This window comes from Streptomyces sp. DS1-CR2 (assembly GCF_055760475.1).
Genome location: NZ_CM147085.1, coordinates 1,999,353 through 2,024,668, shown reverse-complemented (window position 1 = coordinate 2,024,668; position 25,316 = coordinate 1,999,353). Strand labels below are relative to the sequence as shown.

General features: G+C 72.5%; 26 protein-coding genes. 16 read left to right on the top strand and 10 right to left on the bottom strand.

Going from position 1 to position 25,316, the window contains the following annotated elements; all coding sequences use genetic code 11:
• Positions 1-31: 31 nt before the first annotated feature.
• The 5 genes from pheS (at position 32) to ACY0PA_RS10065 (ending at position 6,387) form a co-directional block, all read left to right on the top strand.
• A complete protein-coding gene (gene pheS, locus ACY0PA_RS10085) occupies positions 32-1,156 on the top strand; it encodes a phenylalanine--tRNA ligase subunit alpha (protein WP_473084314.1) in 1,125 nt (374 codons plus the stop codon).
• On the top strand, positions 1,156-3,666 hold the full coding sequence (gene pheT / locus ACY0PA_RS10080) for a phenylalanine--tRNA ligase subunit beta (RefSeq protein WP_473084313.1): 2,511 nt from the start codon (positions 1,156-1,158) through the stop codon (positions 3,664-3,666). Before pheS ends, pheT begins: the two co-directional genes overlap by 1 nt.
• A gap of 250 nt (positions 3,667-3,916) precedes the next feature.
• The gene (locus ACY0PA_RS10075; protein ID WP_473084312.1) at positions 3,917-4,129 is read left to right on the top strand and encodes a hypothetical protein; all 213 of its coding nucleotides are present in this window, start codon (positions 3,917-3,919) and stop codon (positions 4,127-4,129) included.
• Between the two features lie 288 nt (positions 4,130-4,417).
• Complete coding sequence (locus ACY0PA_RS10070; protein WP_473084311.1) at positions 4,418-5,758, top strand: transcriptional regulator; 1,341 nt, start codon at positions 4,418-4,420, stop codon at positions 5,756-5,758.
• A 74-nt stretch (positions 5,759-5,832) separates the two neighbouring features.
• On the top strand, positions 5,833-6,387 hold the full coding sequence (locus ACY0PA_RS10065) for an NUDIX domain-containing protein (RefSeq protein WP_473084310.1): 555 nt from the start codon (positions 5,833-5,835) through the stop codon (positions 6,385-6,387).
• On the opposite strand, the gene ACY0PA_RS10060 is transcribed toward ACY0PA_RS10065, so the two are convergent.
• Positions 6,384-6,641 carry a hypothetical protein gene (locus ACY0PA_RS10060; RefSeq protein ID WP_473084309.1) on the bottom strand — a complete coding sequence of 86 codons (258 nt, stop codon included), beginning with the start codon at positions 6,639-6,641 and terminating at the stop codon, positions 6,384-6,386. The two genes, ACY0PA_RS10065 and ACY0PA_RS10060, sit on opposite strands and share 4 nt — an antisense overlap.
• 226 nt (positions 6,642-6,867) lie before the next feature.
• Positions 6,868-7,728 (bottom strand): 3-hydroxybutyryl-CoA dehydrogenase, encoded by an 861-nt coding sequence (locus ACY0PA_RS10055; protein WP_473084308.1) that lies wholly within the window; start codon positions 7,726-7,728, stop codon positions 6,868-6,870.
• Positions 7,729-7,903: 175 nt separating this feature from the next.
• Here ACY0PA_RS10055 and ACY0PA_RS10050 point away from each other — a divergent pair, with 175 nt between their 5' ends.
• Positions 7,904-9,112 (top strand): glycoside hydrolase family 10-like protein, encoded by a 1,209-nt coding sequence (locus tag ACY0PA_RS10050; RefSeq protein ID WP_473084307.1) that lies wholly within the window; start codon positions 7,904-7,906, stop codon positions 9,110-9,112.
• An 18-nt stretch (positions 9,113-9,130) separates the two neighbouring features.
• Here the strand turns inward: ACY0PA_RS10050 and ACY0PA_RS10045 are convergent, their stop codons facing one another.
• The gene (locus tag ACY0PA_RS10045) at positions 9,131-9,325 is read right to left on the bottom strand and encodes a DUF1918 domain-containing protein (protein WP_100597064.1); all 195 of its coding nucleotides are present in this window, start codon (positions 9,323-9,325) and stop codon (positions 9,131-9,133) included.
• A 71-nt stretch (positions 9,326-9,396) separates the two neighbouring features.
• A complete protein-coding gene (locus ACY0PA_RS10040; protein WP_473084306.1) occupies positions 9,397-10,365 on the bottom strand; it encodes a DMT family transporter in 969 nt (322 codons plus the stop codon).
• Here ACY0PA_RS10040 and ACY0PA_RS10035 point away from each other — a divergent pair.
• The 3 genes from ACY0PA_RS10035 to ACY0PA_RS10025 all read left to right on the top strand — a co-directional run bounded on the left by ACY0PA_RS10035 (position 10,364) and on the right by ACY0PA_RS10025 (position 12,966).
• Complete coding sequence (locus ACY0PA_RS10035) at positions 10,364-11,800, top strand: aminotransferase-like domain-containing protein (protein WP_473084305.1); 1,437 nt, start codon at positions 10,364-10,366, stop codon at positions 11,798-11,800. The two genes, ACY0PA_RS10040 and ACY0PA_RS10035, sit on opposite strands and share 2 nt — an antisense overlap.
• 61 nt (positions 11,801-11,861) lie before the next feature.
• Positions 11,862-12,311, top strand: a complete 450-nt coding sequence (locus ACY0PA_RS10030; RefSeq protein ID WP_473084304.1) for a GNAT family N-acetyltransferase — start codon at positions 11,862-11,864, stop codon at positions 12,309-12,311.
• A gap of 79 nt (positions 12,312-12,390) precedes the next feature.
• On the top strand, positions 12,391-12,966 hold the full coding sequence (locus ACY0PA_RS10025) for a histidine phosphatase family protein (protein ID WP_383092953.1): 576 nt from the start codon (positions 12,391-12,393) through the stop codon (positions 12,964-12,966).
• Positions 12,967-12,975: 9 nt separating this feature from the next.
• Here the strand turns inward: ACY0PA_RS10025 and ACY0PA_RS10020 are convergent, their stop codons facing one another.
• On the bottom strand, positions 12,976-13,422 hold the full coding sequence (locus ACY0PA_RS10020) for a DUF6314 family protein (protein WP_473084303.1): 447 nt from the start codon (positions 13,420-13,422) through the stop codon (positions 12,976-12,978).
• 195 nt (positions 13,423-13,617) lie between these two features.
• On the opposite strand from ACY0PA_RS10020, the gene argC reads away from it, so the two are divergent.
• Genes argC through ACY0PA_RS09995 form a run of 5 tightly spaced genes read left to right on the top strand, consistent with a single transcriptional unit; the run spans position 13,618 to position 18,497 of the window.
• Positions 13,618-14,646 carry an N-acetyl-gamma-glutamyl-phosphate reductase gene (gene argC, locus ACY0PA_RS10015; protein ID WP_473084302.1) on the top strand — a complete coding sequence of 343 codons (1,029 nt, stop codon included), beginning with the start codon at positions 13,618-13,620 and terminating at the stop codon, positions 14,644-14,646.
• Entirely contained in the window at positions 14,643-15,794 is a 1,152-nt protein-coding gene (gene argJ, locus ACY0PA_RS10010; protein WP_473084301.1) for a bifunctional glutamate N-acetyltransferase/amino-acid acetyltransferase ArgJ, read from the top strand. Before argC ends, argJ begins: the two co-directional genes overlap by 4 nt.
• Positions 15,791-16,741: an acetylglutamate kinase gene (argB, locus tag ACY0PA_RS10005; RefSeq protein ID WP_473084300.1), complete on the top strand. Its 951-nt coding sequence runs from the start codon at positions 15,791-15,793 to the stop codon at positions 16,739-16,741. The genes argJ and argB overlap by 4 nt, the downstream gene beginning before the upstream one ends.
• Entirely contained in the window at positions 16,738-17,940 is a 1,203-nt protein-coding gene (locus ACY0PA_RS10000) for an acetylornithine transaminase (RefSeq protein ID WP_473084299.1), read from the top strand. The genes argB and ACY0PA_RS10000 overlap by 4 nt, the downstream gene beginning before the upstream one ends.
• 17 nt (positions 17,941-17,957) lie before the next feature.
• Positions 17,958-18,497 (top strand): arginine repressor, encoded by a 540-nt coding sequence (locus tag ACY0PA_RS09995; protein WP_100597053.1) that lies wholly within the window; start codon positions 17,958-17,960, stop codon positions 18,495-18,497.
• Positions 18,498-18,585: 88 nt separating this feature from the next.
• Here ACY0PA_RS09995 and ACY0PA_RS09990 read toward each other — a convergent pair whose 3' ends face one another.
• From ACY0PA_RS09990 to ACY0PA_RS09975, 4 genes are all read right to left on the bottom strand, one after another.
• Positions 18,586-19,557, bottom strand: a complete 972-nt coding sequence (locus tag ACY0PA_RS09990; RefSeq protein WP_473084298.1) for a bile acid:sodium symporter family protein — start codon at positions 19,555-19,557, stop codon at positions 18,586-18,588.
• A 96-nt stretch (positions 19,558-19,653) separates the two neighbouring features.
• The gene (locus ACY0PA_RS09985; protein WP_473086280.1) at positions 19,654-20,346 is read right to left on the bottom strand and encodes an FAD:protein FMN transferase; all 693 of its coding nucleotides are present in this window, start codon (positions 20,344-20,346) and stop codon (positions 19,654-19,656) included.
• 31 nt (positions 20,347-20,377) lie between these two features.
• The gene (locus ACY0PA_RS09980) at positions 20,378-20,833 is read right to left on the bottom strand and encodes an FMN-binding protein (protein WP_473084297.1); all 456 of its coding nucleotides are present in this window, start codon (positions 20,831-20,833) and stop codon (positions 20,378-20,380) included.
• A gap of 8 nt (positions 20,834-20,841) precedes the next feature.
• On the bottom strand, positions 20,842-22,209 hold the full coding sequence (locus ACY0PA_RS09975; protein ID WP_473084296.1) for a ferredoxin reductase family protein: 1,368 nt from the start codon (positions 22,207-22,209) through the stop codon (positions 20,842-20,844).
• Between the two features lie 199 nt (positions 22,210-22,408).
• On the opposite strand from ACY0PA_RS09975, the gene ACY0PA_RS09970 reads away from it, so the two are divergent.
• Positions 22,409-23,137, top strand: a complete 729-nt coding sequence (locus tag ACY0PA_RS09970; protein ID WP_473084295.1) for a response regulator transcription factor — start codon at positions 22,409-22,411, stop codon at positions 23,135-23,137.
• Positions 23,134-24,612 carry a sensor histidine kinase gene (locus ACY0PA_RS09965; protein WP_473084294.1) on the top strand — a complete coding sequence of 493 codons (1,479 nt, stop codon included), beginning with the start codon at positions 23,134-23,136 and terminating at the stop codon, positions 24,610-24,612. Before ACY0PA_RS09970 ends, ACY0PA_RS09965 begins: the two co-directional genes overlap by 4 nt.
• Here the strand turns inward: ACY0PA_RS09965 and ACY0PA_RS09960 are convergent.
• Positions 24,606-25,316 (bottom strand): L,D-transpeptidase family protein, encoded by a 711-nt coding sequence (locus tag ACY0PA_RS09960; protein ID WP_473084293.1) that lies wholly within the window; start codon positions 25,314-25,316, stop codon positions 24,606-24,608. The genes ACY0PA_RS09965 and ACY0PA_RS09960 overlap by 7 nt on opposite strands.

The following is a 25,316-nucleotide window of genomic DNA, read 5'->3' as shown; positions in this document are numbered from 1 at the left end:
TCCGCCAAACCAACCGGAAGCACGGGAAGAGATGTCGGCACCGAATAAGTCGTACGACCCTGTTGAGGTCGAGGCCTTGAAACCGGAAGAGATCGAGCGCATGCGGGACGAGGCGCTCGCCGCCTTCGCGGCCGCGGACTCCCTCGACGCGCTCCAGGAGGCCAAGGTCGCCCACGCCGGCGGCACCTCGCCCCTGTCGCTCGCCAACCGCGAGATCGGCGCCCTGCCCCCGCACGCGAAGGCCGAGGCCGGCAAGCGCGTCGGCATGGCCCGCGGCGCCGTCAGCAAGGCGCTCGCCGCCCGCCAGACGGAGCTGGAGGCCGAGCGCGACGCGCGCGTCCTGGTCGAGGAGGCCGTGGACGTCACGCTGCCCTACGACCGGACCCCGGCCGGCGCCCGCCACCCCCTGACCACGCTCTCGGAGCGCATCGAGGACGTCTTCGTGGCCATGGGCTACGAGGTCGCCGAGGGCCCCGAGGTCGAGGCGGAGTGGTTCAACTTCGACGCCCTGAACATCGGCCCCGACCATCCCGCGCGCGGGATGCAGGACACGTTCTTCGTCGAGGGCCCCAAGGGCCGCGAGACGGAGTCGAACGTCGTCCTGCGCACCCACACGTCCCCCGTGCAGATCCGGTCCATGCTCGACCGCGAGCCGCCGGTCTACGTGATCTGCCCGGGCCGCGTCTACCGCTCCGACGAGCTGGACGCCACGCACACCCCGGTGTTCATGCAGGTCGAGCTGCTCGCCGTCGACGAGGGCCTGACGATGTCGGACCTCAAGGGCACCCTCGACCACATGGTCCAGGCGCTCTTCGGCGAGGGCATGAAGACCCGGCTGCGCCCGAACTTCTTCCCGTTCACCGAGCCGTCCGCCGAGATGGACATGGTCTGCTACGTGTGCCGCGGCGAGTCCGTCGGCAACCCGGACCGCCCGTGCCGCACCTGTTCCTCCGAGGGCTGGATCGAGCTCGGCGGCTGCGGCATGGTCAACCCCAAGGTGCTGACCGCGGCGGGCATCGACCCCGAGAAGTACAGCGGATTCGCCTTCGGGTTCGGCATCGAGCGGATGCTGATGTTCCGCCACAACGTGGAAGACATGCGAGACATGGTCGAGGCTGACGTCCGGTTCACCCGGCCGTTCGGGATGGAGATCTGATGCGTATCCCGCTTTCCTGGCTGCGGGAGTACGTCGATCTCCCCGCCACCGAGACCGGCCGTGACCTGCAGGAGAAGCTCGTCGCCACCGGCCTCGAGGTCGAGACCGTCGAGCAGCTCGGCGCCGGCCTCAAGGGCCCCCTCGTCGTCGGTCAGGTCCTGACCATCGAGGAGCTGGAGGGCTTCAAGAAGCCCATCCGCTTCTGCACCGTCGACGTCGGCCGGGCCAATGGCACCGGCGAGCCGCAGGAGATCGTCTGCGGCGCCCGTAACTTCGCCGTCGGCGACAAGGTCGTCGTGGTCCTGCCGGGCGCCGTGCTGCCCGGCGACTTCGCGATCGCCGCGCGCAAGACGTACGGCCGGACCTCGCACGGCATGATCTGCTCCGGCGACGAGCTGGGCATGGGCGACGACGGATCCGGCGGCATCATCGTCCTGCCGCCCCAGCACGAGGTCGGCACCGACGCGATCGAGCTCCTCCAGCTCGTCGACGAGGTCCTCGACATCGCCGTCACCGCCAACCGCGGCGACTGCCTGTCCCTGCGCGGCGTCGCCCGCGAGGCCGCCATCGCGTACGGCCTGCCGCTGCGCGACCCGGCGCTCCTCGACGTGCCCGCGCCGAACGCGAACGGCTACCCGGTCCAGATCTCCGAGCCGGCCGGCTGCGACCGCTTCACCGCGCGCACGGTCACCGGTCTCAGCCCCGAGGCACGCTCCCCGATCTGGCTCCAGCGCCGGCTGCAGAAGGCGGGCATGCGCCCGATCTCGCTCGCCGTCGACATCACCAACTACGTGATGCTGGAGCTCGGGCAGCCCCTGCACGCCTACGACCGCTCCCTCGTCCAGGGCACGATCGGCGTGCGCCGGGCCGAGCAGGGCGAGAAGTTCGTCACCCTCGACGGTGCCAAGCGCGTGCTCGACGCTGAGGACCTGGTGATCACTGACGACCGCGGCCCCATCGGTCTCGCGGGCGTCATGGGCGGCGCCAACACCGAGATCGCCGACCACGACACCGACGCCGGGACCACCGACGTCGTCATCGAGGCCGCGCACTTCGACCCCGTCTCGATCGCCCGCACCGCGCGCCGCCACAAGCTGTCCTCCGAGGCGTCCAAGCGCTTCGAGCGCGGCGTCGACCCGGAAGCCGCGTCCGCCGCGGCCCAGCGCACCGTGGACCTGCTCGTGCTCCTCGCGGGCGGCACCGCCGACCCGGGCGTCACCGAGGTCATCGCGCCCTCCGCGCCGCACACCATCACGCTGCCGGCGGACCACCCCGACCAGGTCGCGGGTGTCACGTACGGCCGCGAGACCGTCGTGCGCCGCCTCCAGCAGGTCGGCTGCGACGTCTACGGCCAGGACCACCTGACGGTCACCGTGCCGTCGTGGCGTACCGACCTGAGGGAGCCGAACGACCTGGCCGAAGAGGTCATCCGGCTCGAGGGCTACGAGAACCTGCCCTCGACGCTGCCGAGGCTCCCGGCGGGCCGCGGCCTCACCGAGCGCCAGCGCCTGCACCGCCGCGCCGGCCGCGCCCTGGCCGGTGCCGGTTACGTCGAGGCGCTGAACTACCCGTTCATCAGCGACGAGACGCTCGGCAAGCTCGGCATCGAGCAGGACGACCCGCGCCGCACCATGGTCAAGCTGGTCAACCCGCTCTCCGACGAGGAGCCCGCGCTCCGTACGACGCTGCTGCCGGGCCTCCTGGAGGCGCTGCGCCGCAACGACGGCCGTGGCTCGCACGACCTGGCGCTGTTCGAGACCGGTCTGGTCTTCCGGCCGACCGGTGACGAGTCGCAGGCCGTACGGCTGCCGATCGACCGGCGTCCCACCGACGAGGAGATCGCGGAACTGGACGCCGCGCTGCCGCGTCAGCCCCGCCACGCCGCGGTCGTCCTCACGGGCGCCCGCGAGCAGGCCGGCTGGTGGGGCAACGGCCGCCCGGCCGACTGGGCGGACGCCGTCGAGGCGGCCCGCACCATCGCCCGCGAGGCCGGTGTCGAGCTGATCGTGCGCGGCGACCAGCACGCGCCCTGGCACCCCGGCCGGTGCGCCGCGCTGTTCGCCGTGGTGGACGGCGCGGAGATTCTCGTCGGCCACGCCGGTGAGCTGCACCCGCGCGTCATCAAGGCGCTGCACCTCCCTGAGCGCAGCTGCGCCATGGAGGTCGACCTCGACCGCATCGAGCGGGCCGGCACCGGCGCGCTCCAGGCGCCGCGGATCTCCACGTTCCCCGTGGCCACGCAGGACGTCGCGCTCGTCGTCGACGCCTCCGTGCCGGCCGCAGACGTGGAGCAGGCGCTGCGCGAGGGGGCGGGTGAACTCCTCGAGTCCCTCCGCCTGTTCGACGTGTTCACGGGCGAGCAGCTCGGTGAGGGCCGCAAGTCCCTCGCCTACGCGCTGCGCTTCCGTGCCGGCGACCGCACGCTGACCGTCGACGAGGCCTCCGCGGCCCGCGACGCGGCGGTTTCGCTGGCCGCTGAGCGTACGGGGGCTGTGTTGCGCGGAGCCTAGGCTCCGCAGGGTGTAGCGGTTCCACCGTTCGTGGCGGGGAGCTGCGCGTCATCGGCTGCGGGTCTTCCGTGGCTTGTCGCGCAGTTCCCCGCGCCCCTTTCGGGGGGCATAAATGCACCCTCCCGTAAGACTCCTCACTCGTTCGGGTGGCACGTGGTGGCGATCTGGTTTTCTCCGGGCAGGCGGTCGACAGAATCATTGCGGCCGCAGGGCCGACCGCGCTGAACAGGGCCTCAGGGAGGCCGTCGGCATGATCCGTAACCATCCGAGGACGCCCTCCCGACCACCCCGCATCTCCTTCAGATCATCCCGGCTCACCCGCTCCCGCTCCCTTCGCGTACGCCGCGCGCTCGATCTGGCGCTGCCCACGGCCGACGACGCCGCGCTCCTCGTCCTGCGCAACGACCGCAGGACAGTTCCCTTGCAGCACGGGCAGCCGCGCGTCCACAGCGCTGCCAAGTGAGCGGTGCCACCGTGTGACCTGACCCCAGGGCTCCCGCCGCCCCGGGGCGCGCCGTCCGCCCGGCCACGGAGTTGTCGGGCAGGCAGCCGGTCGGACGGCGCGAAACGGGCCGCCGCACTGTACGAGGGGGAGCCGGCGGCCCGGCCGGCCTCTTACGAGGCAGTTCAGTCAATCGAGTTGCATCACGCCACAAAAGAGTGCGCAACAGCCGGATTCGGGCACTCCGTTCACACCCCGTGTGAAGCCCGCTCCACTACGCTGACGGCACCGAGCCACCGGAGGGCCTCCATGCAGCCCAACACCTTGCTCGACGCGATCCTCGACGAGGCCGGGATCTCCCATGCCGGCCTCGCCGCACACGTGAACCAGGCGGGCCGTGCCAGAGGACTCGCCCTGCGCTACGAACACACCGCCGTCGCACGGTGGTTGAAGGGCCAGCGGCCACGCGGCCAGGTGTCCGACCTCATCTGCGAGGTCCTCGCCGCCCGCCTGCACCGCCCTGTCACCCTCGACGACATAGGCCTGGGCGTGCCCGGCGAACCGGCCACCCCGCACGGCCAGAGCCTGTCCGGATTCGTCGAGCGGGCCACCGCCCTGTGGCGCTCGGACGAACAGCAGCGACCCCACATACTGGGCGCCCCCGCCGTCACCGGGACCCCGGCCGTGATGCCCGTATGGGAGTGGGAGAACCCGCCCGAGGACACCGATGTGTCACGCGGCGGACGTCACCGGGTCAGCGCCGCAGACCTGGAGATGATGCGCTCGGCCCGCACGCACTACGAGCAGATGTACCGCAAGGCCGGCGGCATCGCGACGCGCACCCGCATCGTCGGCTTCCTCAACACGGAGGCGGCGCCCCTGCTGCGCGGCAGCTACACCGACGAGACGGGCCGCCACCTGCACCGCGCCACCGGCGGCCTGGTCGCGATCGCGGGCATCTGCGCCTACGACTCCGACGCGCACGGCCTCGCCCAGCGCTACTTCCACCAGGCGCTGCGCCTGGCTAAGGCGAGCGGTGACCGCGGGCTCGGCGCCTATGTCATCGCCCTCCTGGTCAACCAGTCGCTCCACATGCGGCAGTACCGGCAGTCGGTGGCCTTCGCCGAGGCCGCGCTGCGGGCCGCGGGACGGCACATCACGCCCGCGCTCGCCTCGGATCTGTACGCGATGCAGGCCAAGGCGTACGCGCACCTCGGCGACGGCACCAGTGCCCTGTCCTGCATCCGGCGTGCCGAGTCGGCCGCCGACCGCATCCGGCGGGGCCACGAACCGGACGAGACGGGCTATGTCCAGCCCGGACTCGTCAACGTGCAGGTGGCGGAGGCCCTGTTGAGCCTCGGCGACCTCACCTCGGCGTGCGAGCACGCGGCGGCGGCCGTGCACAACCCCGCCCACGACCGGGGGCGGGTGCACCGCCTCGCCATGCTCAGCCAGATCGAGCTGAGACAGGGCAACGCCGAGAAGGCCGTCGCGATCGCCGTGGAGATGGCGGAGCAGGCACGGGGAATGGAGTCGCAGCGGCTGCGCGACAGACTCCGGGCGGTACGTGAACACCTGGTGCGCAACGGCTGCGCCGGCACCGCAGAGGCGGCCGAACTCATCGACGGGGCACTGCGCGTACCGCTCTGAGCCCGACCTGCACGGCTCTCTCACGCTCCGCTGCTGCGATATTGCCATCTAACTCGGCGGAAGGTGGCAGAACCGTGCAGTGGACGAAACAGAACGAACAAACTGTCTATGAAAACCGCTGGTTCCGGGTCAATCTCGCGGATGTCGAGCTCCCGGACGGCCGGCACCTCGACCACTTCGTCATACGGCTGCGGCCGGTCGCCGTGGCCACCGTGGTCAATCAGGCCAACGAGGTGCTGCTCCTGTGGCGGCACCGCTTCATCACCGACAGCTGGGGCTGGGAGCTCCCGGCGGGAGTGGTCGAGGACGGCGAGGACATCGCCGCCGCGGCCGCCAGGGAACTGGAGGAGGAGACCGGCTGGCGGCCGGGACCCTTACGCCATCTGATGAGCGTGGAGCCGTCCAACGGTCTCGAGGACGCCAGGCACCACGTCTACTGGGCCGAGGAGGGTTCGTACGTCGGCGATCCCGAGGACGACTTCGAGTCGGACCGCCGGGAGTGGGTCCCTCTCAAGCTCGTCCCCGACATGGTCGCCCGCGGCGAGGTCCCGGCCGCCAACATGGCGGCCGCACTGCTGATGCTGCACCACCTCAGGTTGGGGCAGGACGCCCCTGGCCTGCGGCGCTAGTGTCCGAACGCCTGCCAGACGGTAAGGCCGAGGGCGCCGGCCGCGGTGATCGCGGCGACGGCCTGCAGTGGCCATCGGGTGTGCTCGAGCGCGGCGACCCGAGTGCTCAGATCGTCCTGATCCTTGACGCTCTGTTCATCGCGCTGGGTGAGCAACGCCAGCCTGCCGTCGACGCGGGCGAGACCCACATCGAGGCTGCGGCGTAACTCCGCGAGTTCTTCCGGGACCACGGGACGCTCGGGGTCGGCGGTCACGGGTCGGCTCCTTTCCGTAGTGGACAGATCCGTTGTCCTACGCACGGAAAGTCAACTCGCCTGGTGGGCACGGCGGGAGAGTGTGCGACGGGCATATGCGGGCCCGGTGCGCACACGGTGTGCGAATGGTTCGGGCCCGGCGCTCCGAAGAGCGCCGGGCCCGAACTTTCGACTACGCAGAGTCAGCGCGGCATCGAACCGCGCGCGATCACGAGTACTGGCGCGATCACGAGTACTGGTAGAAGCCCGAGCCCGTCTTGCGGCCGAGACGGCCCGCGTCGACCATCCGCTGGAGCAGCGGGGGAGCGGCGTACAGGGGCTCCTTGAACTCCGCGTACATCGAGTCGGCGACCGAGGCGACCGTGTCGAGGCCGATGAGGTCGGCGAGCTTGAGCGGGCCCATGGGGTGGGCGCAGCCGAGCTCCATGCCGTTGTCGATGTCCTCGCGGCTGGCGATGCCCGACTCGAACATCCGGATCGCGGAGAGCAGGTACGGGATCAGCAGCGCGTTGACCACGAACCCGGAGCGGTCCTGGGCGCGGATCGCGTGCTTGCCGAGGACCTTCTCGACCAGGGCCTGGGCGCGGCTGATCGTGCCCTCGGAGGTGGTGAGGGCCGGGATCAGCTCGACGAGCTTCTGCACGGGCGCCGGGTTGAAGAAGTGGATACCGATGACGTGGTCGGGGCGCGAGGTCGCCACGGCCAGCCTGACCAGCGGGATCGAGGAGGTGTTGGACGCCAGGATGGCGTCCTGCCGGGTGACGACCTGGTCGAGCACCTGGAAGATCTCGGTCTTGACCTGCTCGTTCTCGACGACGGCCTCGATGACGAGGTCCCGGTCGGAGAACTCCCCGAGGTCGGTGGTGAAGCTCAGGCGGGCCTGGGTCCCCGCCAGCTCCTCCGCACTGATCTTGCCGCGCTCGGCCGCCTTGGAGAGGGAGTTGTGCAGCCGTGTACGGCCGATCTCCAGGGCCTCACCGGTGGTCTCCGCCACCATGACGTCCAGACCGGCGCGGGCGCAGACCTCCGCGATCCCCGCTCCCATCTGGCCGCAGCCCACCACTCCGACGCGCTGGATGTCCCCCATAGGGTCGGTCACCTCGTGCCTTTCGCTGTTCTCCGGCCGGCAGGACTCCCGGATTCCGGCGCCTGCCTCGGCCCTGCACGTTACTCGGAACCTCCCGTACACGGCGGGCCGGGTCGGGCATGCTGTCCTCAGTGCGGCCCGGAGAGGCCGGGGTTGTTGGCCAGGGGGTGGGCGGATGAGGCAATTGTCACGCAGGGGCTTCGCGGTCGCGGCGGCGGCCGCGCTGACCGGGCTCGCCGCCGGGGACGCGGCCGCCGCCGGGTCAGGCCACGCTCCGGTGGCCCGCGACATGCGGGGCATGTGGCTGGCGACGGTGGCCAACCGCGACTGGCCCTCGAAGCCGGGCCTGAGCGCCGCCCAGCAGCGTACGGAGCTCATCGCGCACATCGACACGGCGGTGGCTCGGCACCTGAACGCCGTGGTCTTCCAGGTGCGGCCGACGGCCGACGCGCTCTGGCCGTCCCCGTACGAGCCCTGGTCGGGCGTCCTCACCGGAGTGCAGGGCGAGGATCCGGGCTGGGACCCGCTCGGCACGGCCGTCGCGGAGGCGCACCGGCGCGGGCTCGAACTGCACGCCTGGTTCAACCCCTACCGCATCGCGAACCACACGGACCTCTCCCGTCTCGTGCCCACGCACCCGGCCCGCCGGCACCCCGACTGGGCCGTCGCCTACGGCGGGAAGCTCTACTACAACCCGGGCCTGCCCGAGGTGCGCACGTTCGTCCAGGACGCGATGCTCGACGCCGTCCGCCGCTATGACATCGACGCCGTGCACTGGGACGACTACTTCTACCCGTATCCGGTCGCGGGCCAGGTCTTCGACGACGACGCGGCCTACGCGGCGCACGGCGGAAGCTTCCCGGACCGGGCCTCATGGCGGCGCGGCAACACCGACCGGCTCGTGCGGGAGACGGCCGCGAGTGTGAAGCGGATCAGACCGCGCACCCAGTTCGGGATCAGCCCCTTCGGCGTGTGGCGCAACGCGGCGACCGACCCGCTCGGCTCGGACACGCGGGCCGGGGTGCAGACGTACGACGACCTGCACGCCGACACCCGTAAGTGGGTGCGCGAGCGCTGGATCGACTACATCTGCCCGCAGCTCTACTGGAACATCGGCTTCGCCGCCGCGGACTACGCGAAGCTCGTGCCCTGGTGGTCGGACGTCGCACGCGGGACGGGGGTGCGCCTCTACGCGGGCGAGGCGCTCTACAAGGCGGGCGATCCGGCGCAGCCCGCCGAGTGGCAGGATCCGGCCGAACTCTCCCGCCACCTCACCTTCGCCGAGCGCTACCCGCAGGTGAGCGGTCATGTGTTCTTCTCGGCGATGGAGGTGCGCGCCGACCGGATCGGTGCCATGGCCCAGGTGGTCGAGGACCACTACTAGGGCCTTTCGTCCGGACGACTAGGGGGCCGGCTCCTCGTGCTGCACGACGGAGTCGGGACCCGGTGACATCACCGCCTCGTGGCCGTCCTGGAAGCGGACCCTGAACGGCGGCTCGCCGTCGTGGCCCATGATTTCGACGATTTCCGCGACCCGGTCGTGCTCGCCCACGGTCCTGCCGTGCACTCGCAGATGGTCGCCCTTGGTGGCACGCATCGTGAGTGACCTCCTCGTCCGTCGTCGGCCCGTATCTCAAGAGTAGGACCGGGTCCCGGGGTTGGAGACCCTCAGCCGCGTGAGCGTTGGGTTACCGCGATGCACACGAGAACGGCCGCCGCGGTCAGGGGCGCGGCGGGGGAGAGGTGCTCGCCGAGCAGGAACACCGACCAGACCAGGGTGAGCAGCGGCTGGGCCAGCTGGAGCTGGCTCGCCTTGGGAATGCCGATCACCGCCATACCGCGGTACCAGAGGACCAGGCCAAGGAACTGTGAGCCCACGGCCACCCAGAGCAGCCCCGCGACGGCGTGCCCCGTCAGGTGCAGCGGCTCGTGGCTCAGCGCGACGACGGCGCCCGCCACGGCGAGCGGCAGACACATCACGAGCGCCCAGGCGATGACCTGCCAGCCCGGCATGACGCGGGCCAGGCGGCCGCCCTCCGTGTAGCCGGCGGCGCAGATGAGGAGCGCGCCGAAGAGGTACAGGTCGGCGGTGGTGAGCGTGCCGCCGCTCTGCTGCACGGTGAACGCGATCACCGCGGCGGCGCCCGCGCAGGCCGCGATCCAGAAGCCGCGCGAGGGCCGCGCGCCGGTGCGCAGCGCCGAGAGCAGCGCGGTCGTCAGGGGCAGCAGGCCGACGACGACGGCGGAGTGCGCGGTGGTGGCCGTCTCCAGGGCGAGCGTCGTGAGCAGCGGGAACCCGAGCACGACGCCCGCGCCGACGACGGCGAGAGAGGCCCAGTGCCGGCGCTGCGGTACAGGGACGCGCAGCGCGAGCAGGCAGGAGCCGGCGATCACGGCGGCGAGGACGCTCCGCACGGTGACGAGGCTCCAGGGCCCGAAACCTTCGAGCCCCCAGGCGGTGGCGGGAAAGGTGAGCGAGAAGGCGGTGACGCCGAGCGCGGCGAGGACGGTCCCGCCACGGGTCGCCTTCGGCGTGAGAGGGGTGGGGGCAGGACGTGGTGAGGGGCCCGGTGCGGGGGCCGCGCTGACGTCAACTGCTATCCCTGTGACGGCGGTAGCGCTATTCTCTGTACTCATGCATGAGCGTAGCAGTGTGGGTGTGCTGGCGGAACGGCTGCGAGGGGAGCTGGATCGCTACTCTCCAGGTGGAAAGCTGCCGTCCAGTCGGGCCCTCGTCGAGCGGTTCCGGGTGAGCCCGGTGACCGTGTCGCGCGCGCTCGCGCAGCTCGCCGCGGAGGGGCTCGTCGTGACGCGTCCGGGAGCCGGTGCGTTCCGCGCGGAGCCCCGCGCCGCGGCACAGCCGGCCGGTGACACCTCGTGGCAGGCGCTCGCGCTGAGCGCCGACTCCGCGACCGAGCTGGTGCCGCGGGCCGTGGACGCCTCCGGAGTCCTGGTCACGCTCTCCGCCCCGCCACCGGGAGTCGTCGAGTTCAACGGCGGCTATCTGCACCCCTCGCTCCAGCCGGAACGCGCCATGGCCGCAGCTCTCGCCCGCGCGGGCCGCCGCCCCGGGGCGTGGGGGCGGCCCCCGGTCGACGGCATACCCGAGCTCCGCGAGTGGTTCGCCCGCGGCATCGGCGGCGCCATCACCGCCGCCGAGGTGCTGATCGCGTCCGGCGGCCAGTCCGCCCTGGCCACCGCGCTGCGCGCCCTCGCCCCGCCCGGCGCCCCCGTCCTCGTCGAATCACCCACGTATCCGGGCATGCTGGCCATCGCGCGTGCGGCGGGGCTGCGGCCCGTGCCGGTGCCGGTCGACACGGACGGGGTGCGTCCGGAGCTGCTCGCCGAGGCGTTCCGGGCGACGGGCGCGCGTGTGTTCGTGTGCCAGCCGCTGTTCCAGAACCCGACCGGCGCGGTCCTGTCCGCGCAGCGGCGCCCCGAGGTGCTGCGGATCGCGCGCGAGGCCGGGGCGTTCATCGTCGAGGACGACTTCGTGCGCCGCCTCGTCCACGAGGACGCGGGACCGCTGCCCAGGCCGCTGGCCACCGACGACCACGACGGGGTGGTCGTCCATGTCTGTTCCCTGACCAAGGCGACCTCTCCGAGCTTCCGCATCGGCTGCCTCGCCGCGCGCGGCCCCGTCCTCGAACGGCTGCGCGCGATTCAGGTCGTCGACCACTTCTTCGTGCCGCGCCCGCTCCAGGAGGCCGCCCTCGAACTGGTCGGCTCACCGGCCTGGCCGCGCCACCTGCGTACCGTGGCCGCCCACTTGAAGGTGCGCCGCGACACGATGACGGCGGCTCTGCGCACCACCCTGCCCGAACTCACCGTGGGGCACGTGCCGTTGGGCGGCTATCTGCTGTGGCCGCGGCTGCCCGACGGCACGGACGAGGCGGCGCTCGTCGCGGGAGCACTGCGTGCGGGCGTCGCCGTCGCGCCCGGGCGCCCCTACTTCTCCGCCGAGCCCCCGGCCCCGCACATCCGGCTGAGCTTCGCGGCGGTCGCCGGGCCCGCGGAGATCACGGAGGGCGTCCGCCGGCTGCGGGCCGCGTGCGACGAGGTACTCGAGTGAGCGACGACCGGCGCCCGAAACCGGTTCGACGGACACCGGCTCCGCCTGCGAATCTCGCGTCATGACCGACACCCACGCCACAGCCCCCGCACTCCCCGACGGCTACGAGATCTCGGCCGACACCGCCCGCATCGACGCCGACCGCGTGCACCGCTGGCTCTCCACGGACGCCTACTGGGCCATGGACCGCGCCCGGGAACACCAGGACCGGGCGATCGCGGGATCGCTGAACTTCGGGGTGTACGACTGCGCTTCCGGCGAGCAGGTCGCGTACGCCCGTGTCGTGACCGACCACGCCACCTTCGCCTGGCTCTGCGACGTCTACGTGGACCGGACCGCCCGCGGCAAGAACGTGGGCACCGCGCTCGTCGCCGCCGTCCGCGACCACCTGGAGCCGCTCGGCCTGCGCCGCATCATGCTCGCCACGCGGGACGCGCACGGGGTGTACGAAAAAGTCGGCTTCGCGGCGCTCGCCGAGCCGGAGATCTGGATGGCGCTCACCCTGCGCTGAGCGCGCGGCGGGGCGCATGCGGCTGGCATACGCCCCGGGGACCCTTGACCGCAGCCGTGGCGCACCCCACGATCACCGCATGCCCGTTCGCGTGACGCTTCTCGCCGCCGCGCGCAGCGCCTCGCTGCTCGCCGAGCGCTTCGACGACGACCGGCCCCTCGACCACACCGGCCGGCACGAGGTGGAGCTGGCCTCGCCCGCGCTGGTGCCGCTCGCCGCGGCGGAGCTGCGCTACTGCGCGCCCACCGCCCGCAGCCGCGGCACCGCCGAGGCGCTGGGCCTCGCGCCCCTGTCCCAGCTCGCCCTGCGTGACTGCGACATGGGCCGCTGGCGCGGGCGCACGCTCGCCGAGGTGACGGCCGTCGAGCCGGGCGCCGTCGACGCCTGGCTGCGCGACCCGCGCTCGGCGCCGCACGGCGGGGAGTCGCTGCTCGCGTTCATATCCCGGGTCGGCGGCTGGCTCGACACGCGGCCGAACGACGACGGCGCGACCGTCGTGGCGGTGGCCGAGCCGGCCGTCGTACGGGCGGCCCTCGTCTACGCGCTCAAGGCGCCCCCGTCGACGTACTGGAACATCGACGTCCGCCCCCTGTCGACCGCCGTCCTCACGGGGAGCGCAGGCCGCTGGAGCGTACGGCTCGACGCCGCGGCCTGAGTCAGGCAGTCAGGCCGCTGCACGCGTGTACGCGGTGGTGAGCACCAGGTCCTTCGCGGGGCCCTTGACCCGCCACTCCATCCGCCAGTCGTCCGGTCCCGTCACCTCGAACTCGCCGCGGTAGAGGTCCGCTGCGCAGGGGTGGTCCGCCGTGTGGCGGCCGGTGCGCAGGTCCAGATCGTGGAAGAAGCGGCCGTCGGAGAACCGCACGACGGCCGTGCCCGGGGTGTCGCCGGGCAGGAAACGCAGGGTGCGCTCGGCGGGCCGGGCGGTGCCGTGCCACACGAAGGTGCCCGCCTCGTGGTGCAGCAGCCCGCCGCCGTCCTCGTACGTGAAGTCGGTGGTCCCGGAGAAGGTGCCGACCGCGTCGCCGGCGAGGTCCCGCACCGTCCGCTCGACGTGCCACCGGCCCGCCAGATGGGCCAGCACGTCGGGAACCGGCCAGGCCTCACTCATCTCGCCCCACCCATCTCGTTGCCCGTGCGCCCCATTTTGCCGCCTGCCGGGACCCCGCCCGGCGACGGGGTTCGCCAGGGGTGGCGGGGTGGGGACAGGCTCGTCGCCGACTGACGGCACGCGTCCGCGGCGATCACTCGCATTGCATAAACGTGCATCAGTGCGTATAGTCATGCCATCCAAGAGGAGGGTTCCATGGCGGTACGCGTAGCAGTGGCAGGGGCAAGCGGATACGCGGGCGGAGAGCTGCTGCGTCTGCTGCTCGCTCATCCCAATGTGGAGATCGGCGCCCTGACCGGCAACTCGAACGTGGGGCAGCCCCTCGGTGCGCTCCAGCCGCACCTGGTGCCGCTGGCCGACCGCGTTCTGGAGCCGACGACCGCCGAGGTGCTGTCCGGGCACCACGTGGTCTTCCTCGCGCTGCCGCACGGGCAGTCCGCCGCCGTCGCCGAGCAGCTCGGCGAGGACACGCTCGTCGTGGACATGGGCGCCGACTTCCGGCTGAAGGACGAGGGCGACTGGGAGAAGTTCTACGGCAGCGCGCACGCCGGGACCTGGCCCTACGGGCTCCCCGAGCTGCCCGGCGCGCGCGCCGCCCTGGAGGGCACCAAGCGCATCGCGGTGCCCGGCTGCTACCCGACCGCCGTCTCCCTCGCGCTCTTCCCCGCGTACGAGGCCGGGCTCGCCGAGCCGGAGGCCGTGGTCGTCGCCGCGTCCGGGACGTCCGGTGCGGGCAAGGCGCCCAAGGCGAACCTGCTCGGTTCCGAGGTCATGGGCTCCATGTCCCCGTACGGCGTGGGCGGCGGGCACCGGCACACCCCCGAGATGATCCAGAACCTGGGCGCCGTCGCCGGTGTGCCGGTCTCCGTCTCCTTCACGCCGACGCTGGCCCCGATGCCGCGCGGCATCCTCGCCACGTGCAGCGCCAAGGCGAAGCCGGGCGTGAGCGCCGAGAGCGTACGGGCCGTCTACGAGAAGGCCTTCGCCGACGAGCCGTTCGTGCACCTGCTCCCGCAGGGCCAGTGGCCCGCGACCTCGTCCGTGTACGGCTCGAACGCCGTGCAGGTGCAGGTCGCGTACGACTCGGCGGCCGGCCGGATCATCGTGATCAGCGCCATCGACAACCTCACCAAGGGCACCGCGGGCGGCGCCCTCCAGAGCATGAACATCGCCCTCGGTCTCGACGAGACCACAGGACTTTCCACGATCGGAGTGGCACCGTGAGCGTCACGGCAGCTAAGGGATTCACGGCCGCGGGCATCGCCGCCGGGATCAAGCAGAACGGCAACCCGGACCTGGCCCTCGTGGTCAACAACGGGCCCCGCCTGGCCGCCGCGGGCGTCTTCACCTCCAACCGCGTGAAGGCCGCGCCGGTGCTCTGGTCGGAGCAGGTCCTCAAGGGCGGGCTCGTGTCCGCCGTCGTCCTCAACTCCGGTGGCGCCAACGCCTGTACGGGTCCCAAGGGATTCCAGGACACGCACGCCACGGCGGAGAAGGTCGCGGAGGTGCTCGGCCTGAACGCGGGCGAGGTCGCCGTCGCCTCGACCGGCCTCATCGGCGAACTCCTCCCCATGGACAAGCTCCTGCCCGGCGTCGACACGGCGGCCGCCCAGCTCAGCCCGCACGGCGGTGAGAAGGCCGCCGTCGCCATCAAGACCACCGACTCCGTGCACAAGACCGCGGTGTTCGAGGGCGACGGCTGGACGGTCGGCGGCATGGCCAAGGGCGCGGGCATGCTCGCCCCCGGCCTCGCCACCATGCTCGTCGTCCTGACCACGGACGCCGACCTCGAGGCCGACGTCCTGGACAAGGCCCTGCGGGACGCCACGAAGGTCACCTTCGACCGCGTCGACTCCGACGGCTGCATGTCGACGAACGACACCGTGCTGCTCCTGGCCTCCGGCGCCGCCGAAGTCGCCCCCGAATACGCCGAGTTCGCCGAAGCCGTCCGCACGGTCTGCGACGACCTCGGGCGTCAGCTCATCGGCGACGCCGAGGGCGCCAGCAAGGACATCAAGGTCGACGTCGTCAACGCCGCGACCGAGGACGACGCCGTCGAGGTGGGCCGTTCCATCGCCCGTAACAACCTCCTCAAGTGCGCGATCCACGGCGAGGACCCCAACTGGGGCCGGGTGCTGTCCGCGATCGGCACGACGTCCGCCGCCTTCGAGCCCGACCGGCTGAACGTCGCCATCAACGGCGTCTGGGTCTGCAAGAACGGCGGCGTCGGCGAGGACCGCGAGCTCGTCGACATGCGCTACCGGGAGGTCGTCATCACCGCCGACCTGGCGGCCGGCTCCGAGACCGCGACGATCTGGACCAACGACCTGACCGCGGACTACGTCCACGAGAACAGCGCGTACAGCTCATGAGCACGACGCGGAAGCACACCGCGCTGCCCAAGGCACAGATCCTCATCGAGGCGCTGCCCTGGCTCACCCGGCACCAGGGCAAGACCGTCGTCATCAAGTTCGGCGGCAACGCCATGATCGACGAGGACCTCAAGGCCGCCTTCGCCCAGGACGTCGTCTTCCTGCACCACGCGGGCCTCAGGCCCGTCGTCGTGCACGGCGGCGGACCGCAGATCAGCAAGGCCCTCGACCGGCACGGCATCGTCAGTGAGTTCAAGGCGGGCCTGCGGGTCACCACCGAGGACGCGATGGACGTCGTGCGGATGGTCCTGGCCGGCCAGGTGCAGCGCGAGCTCGTCGGGCTCCTCAACGAGCACGGCCCGCTCGCCATCGGCCTCACCGGCGAGGACGCGCACACGATCACCGCCACCAAGCACCAGCCCGAGATCGACGGGGAACTCGTCGACATCGGCCGGGTCGGCGAGATCACCGCGATCGACACCGGTGCCATCGAGGCCCTGCTCGCCGACGGCCGTATCCCCGTCGTCTCCTCGATCGCCCGCTCCCAGGACGACGGACATGTCTACAACGTCAATGCCGATACGGCGGCTGCGGCGCTCGCTGCGGCGCTGGACGCCGAGACCCTGATGGTCCTGACCGACGTCGAAGGCCTCTACGAGGACTGGCCGAACTCCGACGAGGTCATCAGCCGGCTCACCGCCAAGCAGCTGGAGAAGCTCCTTCCCGAGCTGGCCAGCGGCATGGTCCCGAAGATGGAGGGCTGCCTGCACGCCGTACGCAACGGCGTGACGACCGCCCGCGTCATCGACGGCCGGGTCCCGCACTCGATCCTGCTGGAGATCTTCACCGACGAGGGCATCGGCACGATGGTCGTGCCGGACGCCCCCGAGGCCATCGACGTGCACACCACCGACGTACAAGCCATCGACAAGCAGGGGGAGTCATGAGCAACCAGGAGCTGACCGCGCGCTGGCAGGGCGCGCTCATGGACAACTACGGCACGCCCCGGCTGCCCCTGGTCCGCGGCGCGGGCGCCAAGGTGTGGGACGCCGACGGCAAGAGTTACGTCGACTTCGTCGGCGGCATCGCGGTCAACGCCCTCGGCCACGCGCACCCCGCGGTCGTCCAGGCGGTCACCGAGCAGATCGCGTCGCTCGGCCATGTCTCGAACCTCTTCGTCGCCGAGCCGCCCGTCGCGCTCGCCGAGCGGCTCCTCCAGCTCTTCGGCCGGTCCGGCCGCGTGTACTTCTGCAACTCGGGCGCCGAGGCCAACGAGGGCGCCTTCAAGATCGGCCGCCTGACGGGCCGTTCGCACATGGTCGCCACGCACGGCGGCTTCCACGGCCGGACCATGGGCTCCCTCGCGCTGACCGGCCAGCCCGGCAAGCAGGAGCCGTTCCTGCCGCTGCCCGGCGACGTCACGCATGTCCCGTACGGGGATGCCGAGGCGCTGCGGGCGGCGGTCACGGAAGAGACCGCGCTGGTGATCATCGAGCCGATCCAGGGCGAGAACGGCGTCGTCGTGCCGCCCGCCGGCTACCTCAGGGCGGCCAGGGAGATCACCCGGGCCACCGGCACCCTCCTCGTCCTCGACGAGGTGCAGACCGGCATCGGCAGGACCGGGCACTGGTTCGCGTACCAGGCGGAGGAGGGCATCGACCCCGACATCGTCACGCTCGCCAAGGGCCTCGGCGGCGGACTGCCCATCGGCGCGACCGTTGCGTTCGGCGAGGCGGCCGAGCTGCTGAGGCCCGGTCAGCACGGCACGACGTTCGGCGGGAACCCCGTCGCGTGCGCGGCCGGCCTCGCGGTGCTCGACACCGTCGCGGGCGAGGGCCTCCTGGACAACGTGAAGCGCACGGAGGCCCGGCTGAGGGACGCGATCGCGTCACTCAAGCACCCGCTCGTCAGCCATGTAAGGGGCGCCGGGCTCCTCCTGGGTATCGTGCTCACCGAGCCGCTCGCGCCCCAGGTGCAGCAGGCGGCTCAGGATGCCGGCCTCCTGGTGAACGCGCCCGCCCCCGATGTCGTCCGGCTCATGCCGCCGCTCAACCTCCACGACGACGAGGTGGACGCCTTCCTCCAGGCGCTGCCAGGCGTCCTGGACAAGGCCCTCGAAGGGGCCGACGGGGAAGGACGATCCTGAGGAATGGGACGACGACGATGAGTCAGGCGCAGGACAACGAGCACGCCGCGGGACCCGCCGTGCCGCAGACCCGCACCGCGCGCCACCGCCGGATCGTGGACATCCTCAACCGGCAGCCGGTGCGCTCGCAGAGCCAGCTGGCGAAGCTGCTCGCCGACGACGGCCTCACGGTCACGCAGGCGACGCTCTCCCGGGACCTGGACGAGCTGGGCGCGGTCAAGATCCGCAACACCGGCGGCGAGCTGATCTACGCGGTGCCCAGCGAGGGCGGCTTCCGCACCCCGCAGGCCCCGCTGGGCGGCTCGGCCAAGGAGGAGCGGATGCGGCGGCTCGCGGGGGAACTGCTGATCTCCGCGGAGGCCTCGGCGAATCTCGTGGTCCTGCGCACCCCGCCCGGTGCCGCCCAGTTCCTCGCCTCGGCGATCGACCAGGCGGAACTCCAGGTGATCCTGGGGACGATCGCGGGTGACGACACCTTGATGCTGATCAGCCGCGACCCGGCCGGCGGGCAGGCGCTCGCCGACCATCTGCTGCGGCTCGCCCAGAACGATCACTGAGTGCGCTGGATCCGAGCGCGCTGAATCGTTCTGGCTCGCGCCCCGGACCGCCCGATGTTCACGGGTGGTCCGGGGCGCTGTCGCGTTCTCAGGCCTGCTCGGCGCGGCGCGCCCGGTACGACATCCAGGCCGCGACCAGGGCGCCCGACACGTTGTGCCACACGGAGAACACCGCCGCGGGGAGCGCCGCGAGCGGGCTGAAGTGGGCCGTGGCCAGGGACGCGGCGAGCCCCGAGTTCTGCATGCCGACCTCGAACGCCATCGCGCGGGACGCGGGCGCCCCGAGGCGTGCGAGCTTTCCGGCGCCGTAACCGAGCGCGAGGCCGAGGCCGTTGTGGAGGACGACGGCGAGCAGGACCAGGCCGGCGGCCGACTTGATCGCCGTCGCGCTGCCCGCGACGACCACGGCGACGATGACGGCGATCGTCAGCGCCGACAGCCAGGGCAGGGCGCCGAGCACCCGGTCGACGTACCGGCCGAGGACCAGGCGCACGACGAGCCCCGCGACGACCGGCAGCAGCACGGTCTTGAGGATGTCCGTGACCATCGACCCCGCGTCCACCGGCAGGAACTCGCCCGCGAGCAGCAGTGTCAGCGGCGGCGTGACGAGCGGGGCGAGCACGGTCGAGACGGTGGCGACGGAGACGGACAGGGCGACGTCGCCGCGCGCCAGGTAGGTCACCACGTTGGAGGCCGTGCCGCTCGGGGCGCAGCCCACGAGGATGACGCCCGCCGCCAACTGGGGCGGCAGATCGAGGGCGTTGGCTATCAGCCAGCCGAGCCCCGGCATGATCACGTAGTGCGCGACGAGCCCGAGGCCGACGGCCCAGGGCCGCTTGGCGACGCCCTTGAAGTCGTGCAGGGTCATCGTGAGTCCCATGCAGAACATCACCACACCCAGCAGGTACGGGACGTTCGTCTTCCAGCTCGCGAAGGCGTCCGGCAGGGCGAGCCCGATGCCGCCCGCCGCGAGCACGAGTACGGGGAACACGGTGACGGCCAGGCGCGCCGCGCGGTTGCCGGTGTCCGACGACTGGGGGATCAATTGTTCGGTCTGCACCGGGCGATGCAACGCCGCCGCCCGGTGTGCCCGCAACCCCGTCTCGTTATGTGGTCCCTACATCTTCATGAGGCCCTCACATCTTCCCCGTCCTCATCAGGGAGTCACCGACCAGGTCTCCCCGTCCGCCGTCACCGCGAAAGCCGTGACACCGGGCTGCGCCTCCAGCCACGCCCGCGCCCCCGGACCCATCGCGTACGCGGCGGTCGCCCAGGTGTCCGCGTCGGTGAGCCCCTCGTGGACGACGGTCAGGGAGGCGAGACCGCCGACGGGCGCCTGCCCGGTGTGCGGGTCGACGATGTGGCAGCCGCGCTCCGCGGGACCCGACGTGGCCACCGCGAGCGTGCCCTGCCGGGACTCGACGACCGCCGCCACCTGGCCCGGGCACAGCGGATGCGCGACGCCCACGCGCCACGGGCCGCCGTGGAGCTGGACGTCGCCGCCGCCGTTCAGGCAGACGCCGGTCGCGCCCGCGGAGAGCAGCGCCTCGGCCGCTCGCTCCACCGCCCACCCCTTGACGAGGCCACTCGGGTCGAAGCCCCCGGAGTGCCCCGCCGTGAACCAGCCACCGGTGTGCTCCCGCGCCCGCTCGCACAGCCGCAGCACCTCGCGGACCTCGGGCGCACAGCCCTGGGGCGCGAGCTCGCCCCGGGCGATCCGGCTGACCGCGCTGTCCTCGCGGTACGTCGAGAAGACGGCGTCCACGTGACGCAGCCACGCCTCCGCCTCGTCGAGCGCCCGCGGACCCACGTCCGCGCCGCGCACCGTGATCGAGAACACCGTGCCCATGGTGTGCATCACCCGGTGCAGCCCGGCCGTGTCACCCACGGGCCTGGTCCAGCGCGCTCTGCAGCGACGTCATGTAGCCCTCACTGGTGAACGTGGCGCCGGAGACCGTGTCGATCCGGGCACTCTGGGCGTCCAGGGTCTCCTGCACGAGGGTCGGCACCGAGGACGAGGCGATGTCCTGGCTGCGCCGGTCGCCCGACGGGGTCTTGACGGCACGGGCGGCGGTGATCTTCGAGCCGTCGACGGTGATCTCGACCTGGACGGGGCCGTAACGCGTCTGCACCGTCTCGCCGGTGAGGGTCCGCTTGCCGGCCCCCGTGCCGGAGGTACCGCCCGACGCGGCCGACGAACCGGCCGGGTCGGGCGTGCGCGCCGGCGCGGACGCCGTGACGGGCTGCGCGTGCGGCTTGAGCGCGAGCGCCAGCGTCGTGACGGTGACGGTCGCGACGCAGGTCAGTACGGTACGGCGGATCGGATGGGCTCTCATGGCGCGGCTCACAGCTCGAAGGACTCGTAATGGACACGGGAAGCGGGCACCCCGGCCTCGCGCACGGCGTCGTACGAGGCGAGCGCGAGACCGTGAGGCCCGCACAGGTACACGTCGTGGGCCGCGATGTCGGGGAGCATCCGGCGCAGGCCGTCCGCAGTGATCGCCGCGCGGGTCCCGTCGGCGCCGTTCAGCGCGTACACGAGACGGGCGCCGCGGCCGGCCGCTATCGACTCCAGCTCGCCGCGCAGCGCCAGGTCGTCGGCGGTGCGCGCCCGGTACAGCAGCGTGAGGTCACCCGGGGCCGCAGGCAGCGTCTCGAAGAGCGTGCGCAGCGGCGTGATGCCGGTGCCGCCCGCGACCAGCAGCACCCGGCGTGAGCGCCGCAGCCCCGCCGTCAGCGCCCCGTACGGTCCCTCCGCCCAGACCCGTGTGCCCCGCGTGAGGCCCGCTACGGACGCGCTGTGGTCGCCGAGCGCCTTCACGGTGATCCGGAGGAACCCGCCGCGCGGCACCGCCGACAGGGAGTACGGGTGCGAGGCGCCCCACATGCCGGGCGCCAGGAACCGCCAGCGGAAGAACTGCCCCGGCTCCGCGCCCAGCCTCTCCAACCGCCGCCCGCTCACCCACACCGACGTCACCCCGGGCGCCTCCCGCACGACGGCCTCGACCCGCAGCCGGTGCCGGAGGTTGAGCCGCACCGGCACAAGGACCCGGAACCACAGCACGAGCGCGGCCACGCCCAGATAGAGGGCGTACCAGGCCGTACGGGCGGTCGCACCGCCCGCGAAGTCGGCCCCGAGCGCCAGCTGGTGCCCGAACGCGAGGAAGATCGCGGCATACGTCAGGACGTGCAGGTAGTACCAGGTCTCGTACCGCATCCGGCGGCGCACCGCCCGCGCCGACACGAACCCCACCAGCACGAGCACGGCCGCGCCCACGGTGCCCTTCAGCATCTCCGGGTAGTCGAGGACGATCGTGCCGAGCTCCGACACCGGATCGGTGCGGCTCTGCGCCGCGTAGCCGAGCGTGATCAAGGTGATGTGGCCGAGGAGGAGGCCGATCGTCCAGCGGCCGGCCGAGGCGTGCCAGCGCGCGGTCCTGTCGCTGCCGAGCCCCTTCTCCAGAAGCGGGACACGCGCCATCAGGGCGACGAGCAGCGCACACATGTAGCCGCACATCAGGCCCATGATCCGGCCCGCCCCTGTCAGCCAGCCGTCGGCGCCGGACACGACTCCGGTGCCCTGCCACCACAGGGCGAGCACGGCGGCACCGCCCGCGCACGCGGCGGCCAGGAGCGGCACCGCGGGGGAGCGGCGGCGCACCGGGCGCGGGGCGCGGTGGCGGAGCGGCGGGGGGCTGTGCGTGGTGGTCACCGGGGCGGCTCCTCGTCGGATCGGGGTCGGGTGGACCGGACAGAACGCAACTCTGCGGCCCGAACCTCTGAGCGGGCTCTGAACGGGGGGCCTCGTGCGTTCTTCTGAGGGAACGCACAGCGCCGCGTTATGCGGAGCGAACACGGCAGCGCGTTCTTCAGAGCGAACTCACAGCAATCCGAGAGATTCTGGAGACGACATGAACGACCGCCCCGCACTCACCCGCCCCGACGGCGCCCCCGTGCGCGTCCTCGTCGTCGACGACGAACCCGACATCGCCGAGGTCGTCACCGGAGTCCTGCGCTACGAGGGCTGGGACGTCCGCACCGCAGGGACCGGCCGCGACGCCGTGCGCGAAGGACTCGACTTCCGTCCCGACGCCGTCGTCCTCGACATCATGCTGCCGGACCGCGACGGCCTGTCCGTCCTGCGCGAACTGCGCGCCGCGCAGCCGCACGTCTGCGTGCTCTTTGTCACGGCCCGCGACACCGTCGAGGACCGGGTCGCCGGCATCACCGCGGGCGGCGACGACTACGTGACCAAGCCGTTCAGCCTGGAGGAACTGGTCGCGCGGCTCCGCGGTCTGCTGCGCCGGGCCGGCATGACGAGGGAGCGGGCCGAGAGTGCCCTGCTCACGGTCGGCGACCTGGTCATGGACGAGGACGCGCACGACGTCACGCGGGGCGGCGAGGCCGTCGACCTGTCCCCGACCGAGTTCGCCCTGCTGCGCTGCCTGATGCACAACCCCCGCCGCGTCCTCAGCAAGTCCCAGCTCCTCGACCGGGTCTGGTCCTACGACTTCGGCGGCCAGGCCCACGTCGTCGAGCTCTACGTCTCGTACCTCCGCAAGAAGATCGACGCCGGCCGCGAACCCATGATCCACACCGTGCGGGGCGCCGGATACGTCCTGAAGCCGGCGGGCCGATGAGCCGTCCGCGCCTTCGGATCCCGCACACCTTGCGCGCCCGCCTCACCGCCGGCCTCGTCGCGCTGCTCGCCATCAGCTGCGCGGCCGTCGGTGTGGCCGCCGTCGTGGAGCTGCGCGGCTTCCTCACCGGGCGCCTCGACCAGCAGCTCCACGACGCCGGGAGCGCCCTGCCGGAGAGCCTCGAACACAGCGGCCGCGGGCCTGACGACCACGACGGCGACGAGCACGCCGACACCCGCCGCCAGGCCACCGGAACCCTCGGCGCCCGGCTGGTCGGCCCCACCGTCACCAACGCCGCCGTCATCAGGGCGGGCGCCGTGTCCGACGGCGCCGCCGACCTGAGCGTGCGCCTGACCGACGCCGACCGCAGGACTCTCGCCGCCGTGCCGGTCGATGGGCAAGGGCACACCATCCGGCTGTCGTCCCTGGACCACTACCGGGTCGAGGCCCGGGAGGGGAAGGACGGCGACGTGCTCCTCACGGGCCTGCCGCTGGAGCCCGTCGAGGCCACCGTGCACCGCCTCGAACTCGTCGCGGCGGGCGTCTTCGGGATCGCGCTCGCCGCCACCGGCGTCGCCGGGGCCCTCTGGGTGCGCTGGTCCCTGCGCCCGCTGAGCCGGGTCGCCGCGACCGCCACCCACGTCAGCGAACTGCCGCTCGCCAGCGGCGAGGTGGCCCTGCCCCCGCGCGCCCCCGAGTCCGACCCGCGCAGCGAGGTCGGCCAGGTGGCGTCCGCCTTCAACCGCATGCTCGGCCACGTCGAGGACGCGCTCACCCGCCGGCACGCCTCCGAGGAGCGCCTGCGCAGCTTCTCCGCCGACGCCAGCCACGAGCTGCGTACCCCCGTCGCCTCCATCCGCGGCCACGCGGAACTCGCACTCCTGCACCGGGGCCCCGTACCCGCCGAGGTCCGCCGCGCACTGGAGCGCATCGCCGCGGAGTCCGGACGGATGGGCGAGGTGGTCGAGGACCTGCTCCTGCTCGCCCGCCTGGACGCGGGCCGGCCCCTGGAACGCGAGCCGGTCGACCTCACGCGCCTCGTGCTCGACGCGGTCACCGACGCCCGGGCGGCGGGCCCGGACCACCGCTGGGCCATGGCGCTCCCGGAGGAACCGGTCACCGTCACGGGCGACGAGCACCGCCTCCACCAGGCCGTCGCCAACCTCCTGGCCAACGCCCGCCTGCACACCCCGCCCGGCACCCGGGTCACCGCCCGTATCGACGCCGACGAGCTCGGGGTGTCGCTGTCGGTACGGGACGACGGCCCCGGCGTTGCGGAGGAGATCCGCGACGGGATCTTCGAACGCTTCACCCACGGCGACCGGCCCAGGCCGGCCGGGGCGGGCGGCGGCACCGGACTCGGCCTCGCCATCGTCACGGCGGTCGCGGAGGCACACGGCGGCACCGCGACACTGCGCAGCGAGCCGGGCGAGACCGTGTTCACGGTCCGCCTTCCGAAGGCGCCGCCTCAGTAGCGCGTGATCGCCGTCGTGCCGCTCGCCGTCCCGATCGCGATGTGCGGCCGCCGGCCGGGCTCGGCCCAGCGCAGGATGCGCCGCATCGCGTCCGCCGGGACCGACACGCACCCGGCCGTCGCCCCGCGCCCGTTCACGTGCAGGAAGATCCCCGCTCCGCGGCCGCGCACCGGCCGGTCGTAGTTGTAGGCGATGACGAAGGCGTGCGTGTACTGGGTCGCGTACGTCACGAGGTGCTCGGACTCGGCGGCGCGGCAGTCGGCCGGGCGCGGCTCGGTCCAGCGGTTGTAGGACCGTGAGTCGTTGTCCTGGCACCACCACGAGTCCTGGTGCACGCGCCGGTAGGCGCTGGCCGTGCCGGTGGGCGCGGGCTCGATCCCGAAGGCGTAGGGCAGGCCGTACAGACCCGTGGGTGTCGTGTACGTGCCCTGCTTGCGCGAGCCGCCGTCGGCGAGGCCCTTCGCGCCGAACCGCGCCGCCGCCGAACCTGCCGCGACCCACAACCCGTCGCGCCGGTCCCACCAGGTGACGGTGCCGGTGGTGGAGCCCGTGCGCGCGGCCTGTGCGGTGACCAGCTGGGAGCCGCCGCCCGTGTCGGCCATCCGCGCGGGCAGCGGCGCGGGCCCGCCGGGCGGTGCGGCCCCCAGGATCAGCAGGGCGGTCGTCGCGGCCAGGGACGCGATGGTGACGGATCGTGAACGCAT

Excerpts from the sequence above, each read along its gene's own strand:
- pheS (WP_473084314.1), top strand. The coding sequence starts at position 32 with ATGTCGGCACCGAATAAGTCGTACGACCCTGTTGAGGTCGAGGCCTTG.
- pheT (WP_473084313.1), top strand. The coding sequence starts at position 1,156 with ATGCGTATCCCGCTTTCCTGGCTGCGGGAGTACGTCGATCTCCCCGCC.
- ACY0PA_RS10075 (WP_473084312.1), top strand. The coding sequence starts at position 3,917 with ATGATCCGTAACCATCCGAGGACGCCCTCCCGACCACCCCGCATCTCC.
- ACY0PA_RS10070 (WP_473084311.1), top strand. The coding sequence starts at position 4,418 with ATGCAGCCCAACACCTTGCTCGACGCGATCCTCGACGAGGCCGGGATC.
- ACY0PA_RS10055 (WP_473084308.1), bottom strand. The coding sequence starts at position 7,728 with ATGGGGGACATCCAGCGCGTCGGAGTGGTGGGCTGCGGCCAGATGGGA.
- ACY0PA_RS10050 (WP_473084307.1), top strand. The coding sequence starts at position 7,904 with ATGAGGCAATTGTCACGCAGGGGCTTCGCGGTCGCGGCGGCGGCCGCG.
- ACY0PA_RS10045 (WP_100597064.1), bottom strand. The coding sequence starts at position 9,325 with ATGCGTGCCACCAAGGGCGACCATCTGCGAGTGCACGGCAGGACCGTG.
- ACY0PA_RS10035 (WP_473084305.1), top strand. The coding sequence starts at position 10,364 with ATGCATGAGCGTAGCAGTGTGGGTGTGCTGGCGGAACGGCTGCGAGGG.
- ACY0PA_RS10040 (WP_473084306.1), bottom strand. The coding sequence starts at position 10,365 with ATGAGTACAGAGAATAGCGCTACCGCCGTCACAGGGATAGCAGTTGAC.
- ACY0PA_RS10030 (WP_473084304.1), top strand. The coding sequence starts at position 11,862 with ATGACCGACACCCACGCCACAGCCCCCGCACTCCCCGACGGCTACGAG.
- ACY0PA_RS10025 (WP_383092953.1), top strand. The coding sequence starts at position 12,391 with ATGCCCGTTCGCGTGACGCTTCTCGCCGCCGCGCGCAGCGCCTCGCTG.
- ACY0PA_RS10020 (WP_473084303.1), bottom strand. The coding sequence starts at position 13,422 with ATGAGTGAGGCCTGGCCGGTTCCCGACGTGCTGGCCCATCTGGCGGGC.
- argC (WP_473084302.1), top strand. The coding sequence starts at position 13,618 with ATGGCGGTACGCGTAGCAGTGGCAGGGGCAAGCGGATACGCGGGCGGA.
- argB (WP_473084300.1), top strand. The coding sequence starts at position 15,791 with ATGAGCACGACGCGGAAGCACACCGCGCTGCCCAAGGCACAGATCCTC.
- ACY0PA_RS10000 (WP_473084299.1), top strand. The coding sequence starts at position 16,738 with ATGAGCAACCAGGAGCTGACCGCGCGCTGGCAGGGCGCGCTCATGGAC.
- ACY0PA_RS09995 (WP_100597053.1), top strand. The coding sequence starts at position 17,958 with ATGAGTCAGGCGCAGGACAACGAGCACGCCGCGGGACCCGCCGTGCCG.
- ACY0PA_RS09985 (WP_473086280.1), bottom strand. The coding sequence starts at position 20,346 with ATGGGCACGGTGTTCTCGATCACGGTGCGCGGCGCGGACGTGGGTCCG.
- ACY0PA_RS09980 (WP_473084297.1), bottom strand. The coding sequence starts at position 20,833 with ATGAGAGCCCATCCGATCCGCCGTACCGTACTGACCTGCGTCGCGACC.
- ACY0PA_RS09970 (WP_473084295.1), top strand. The coding sequence starts at position 22,409 with ATGAACGACCGCCCCGCACTCACCCGCCCCGACGGCGCCCCCGTGCGC.
- ACY0PA_RS09965 (WP_473084294.1), top strand. The coding sequence starts at position 23,134 with ATGAGCCGTCCGCGCCTTCGGATCCCGCACACCTTGCGCGCCCGCCTC.
- ACY0PA_RS09960 (WP_473084293.1), bottom strand. The coding sequence starts at position 25,316 with ATGCGTTCACGATCCGTCACCATCGCGTCCCTGGCCGCGACGACCGCC.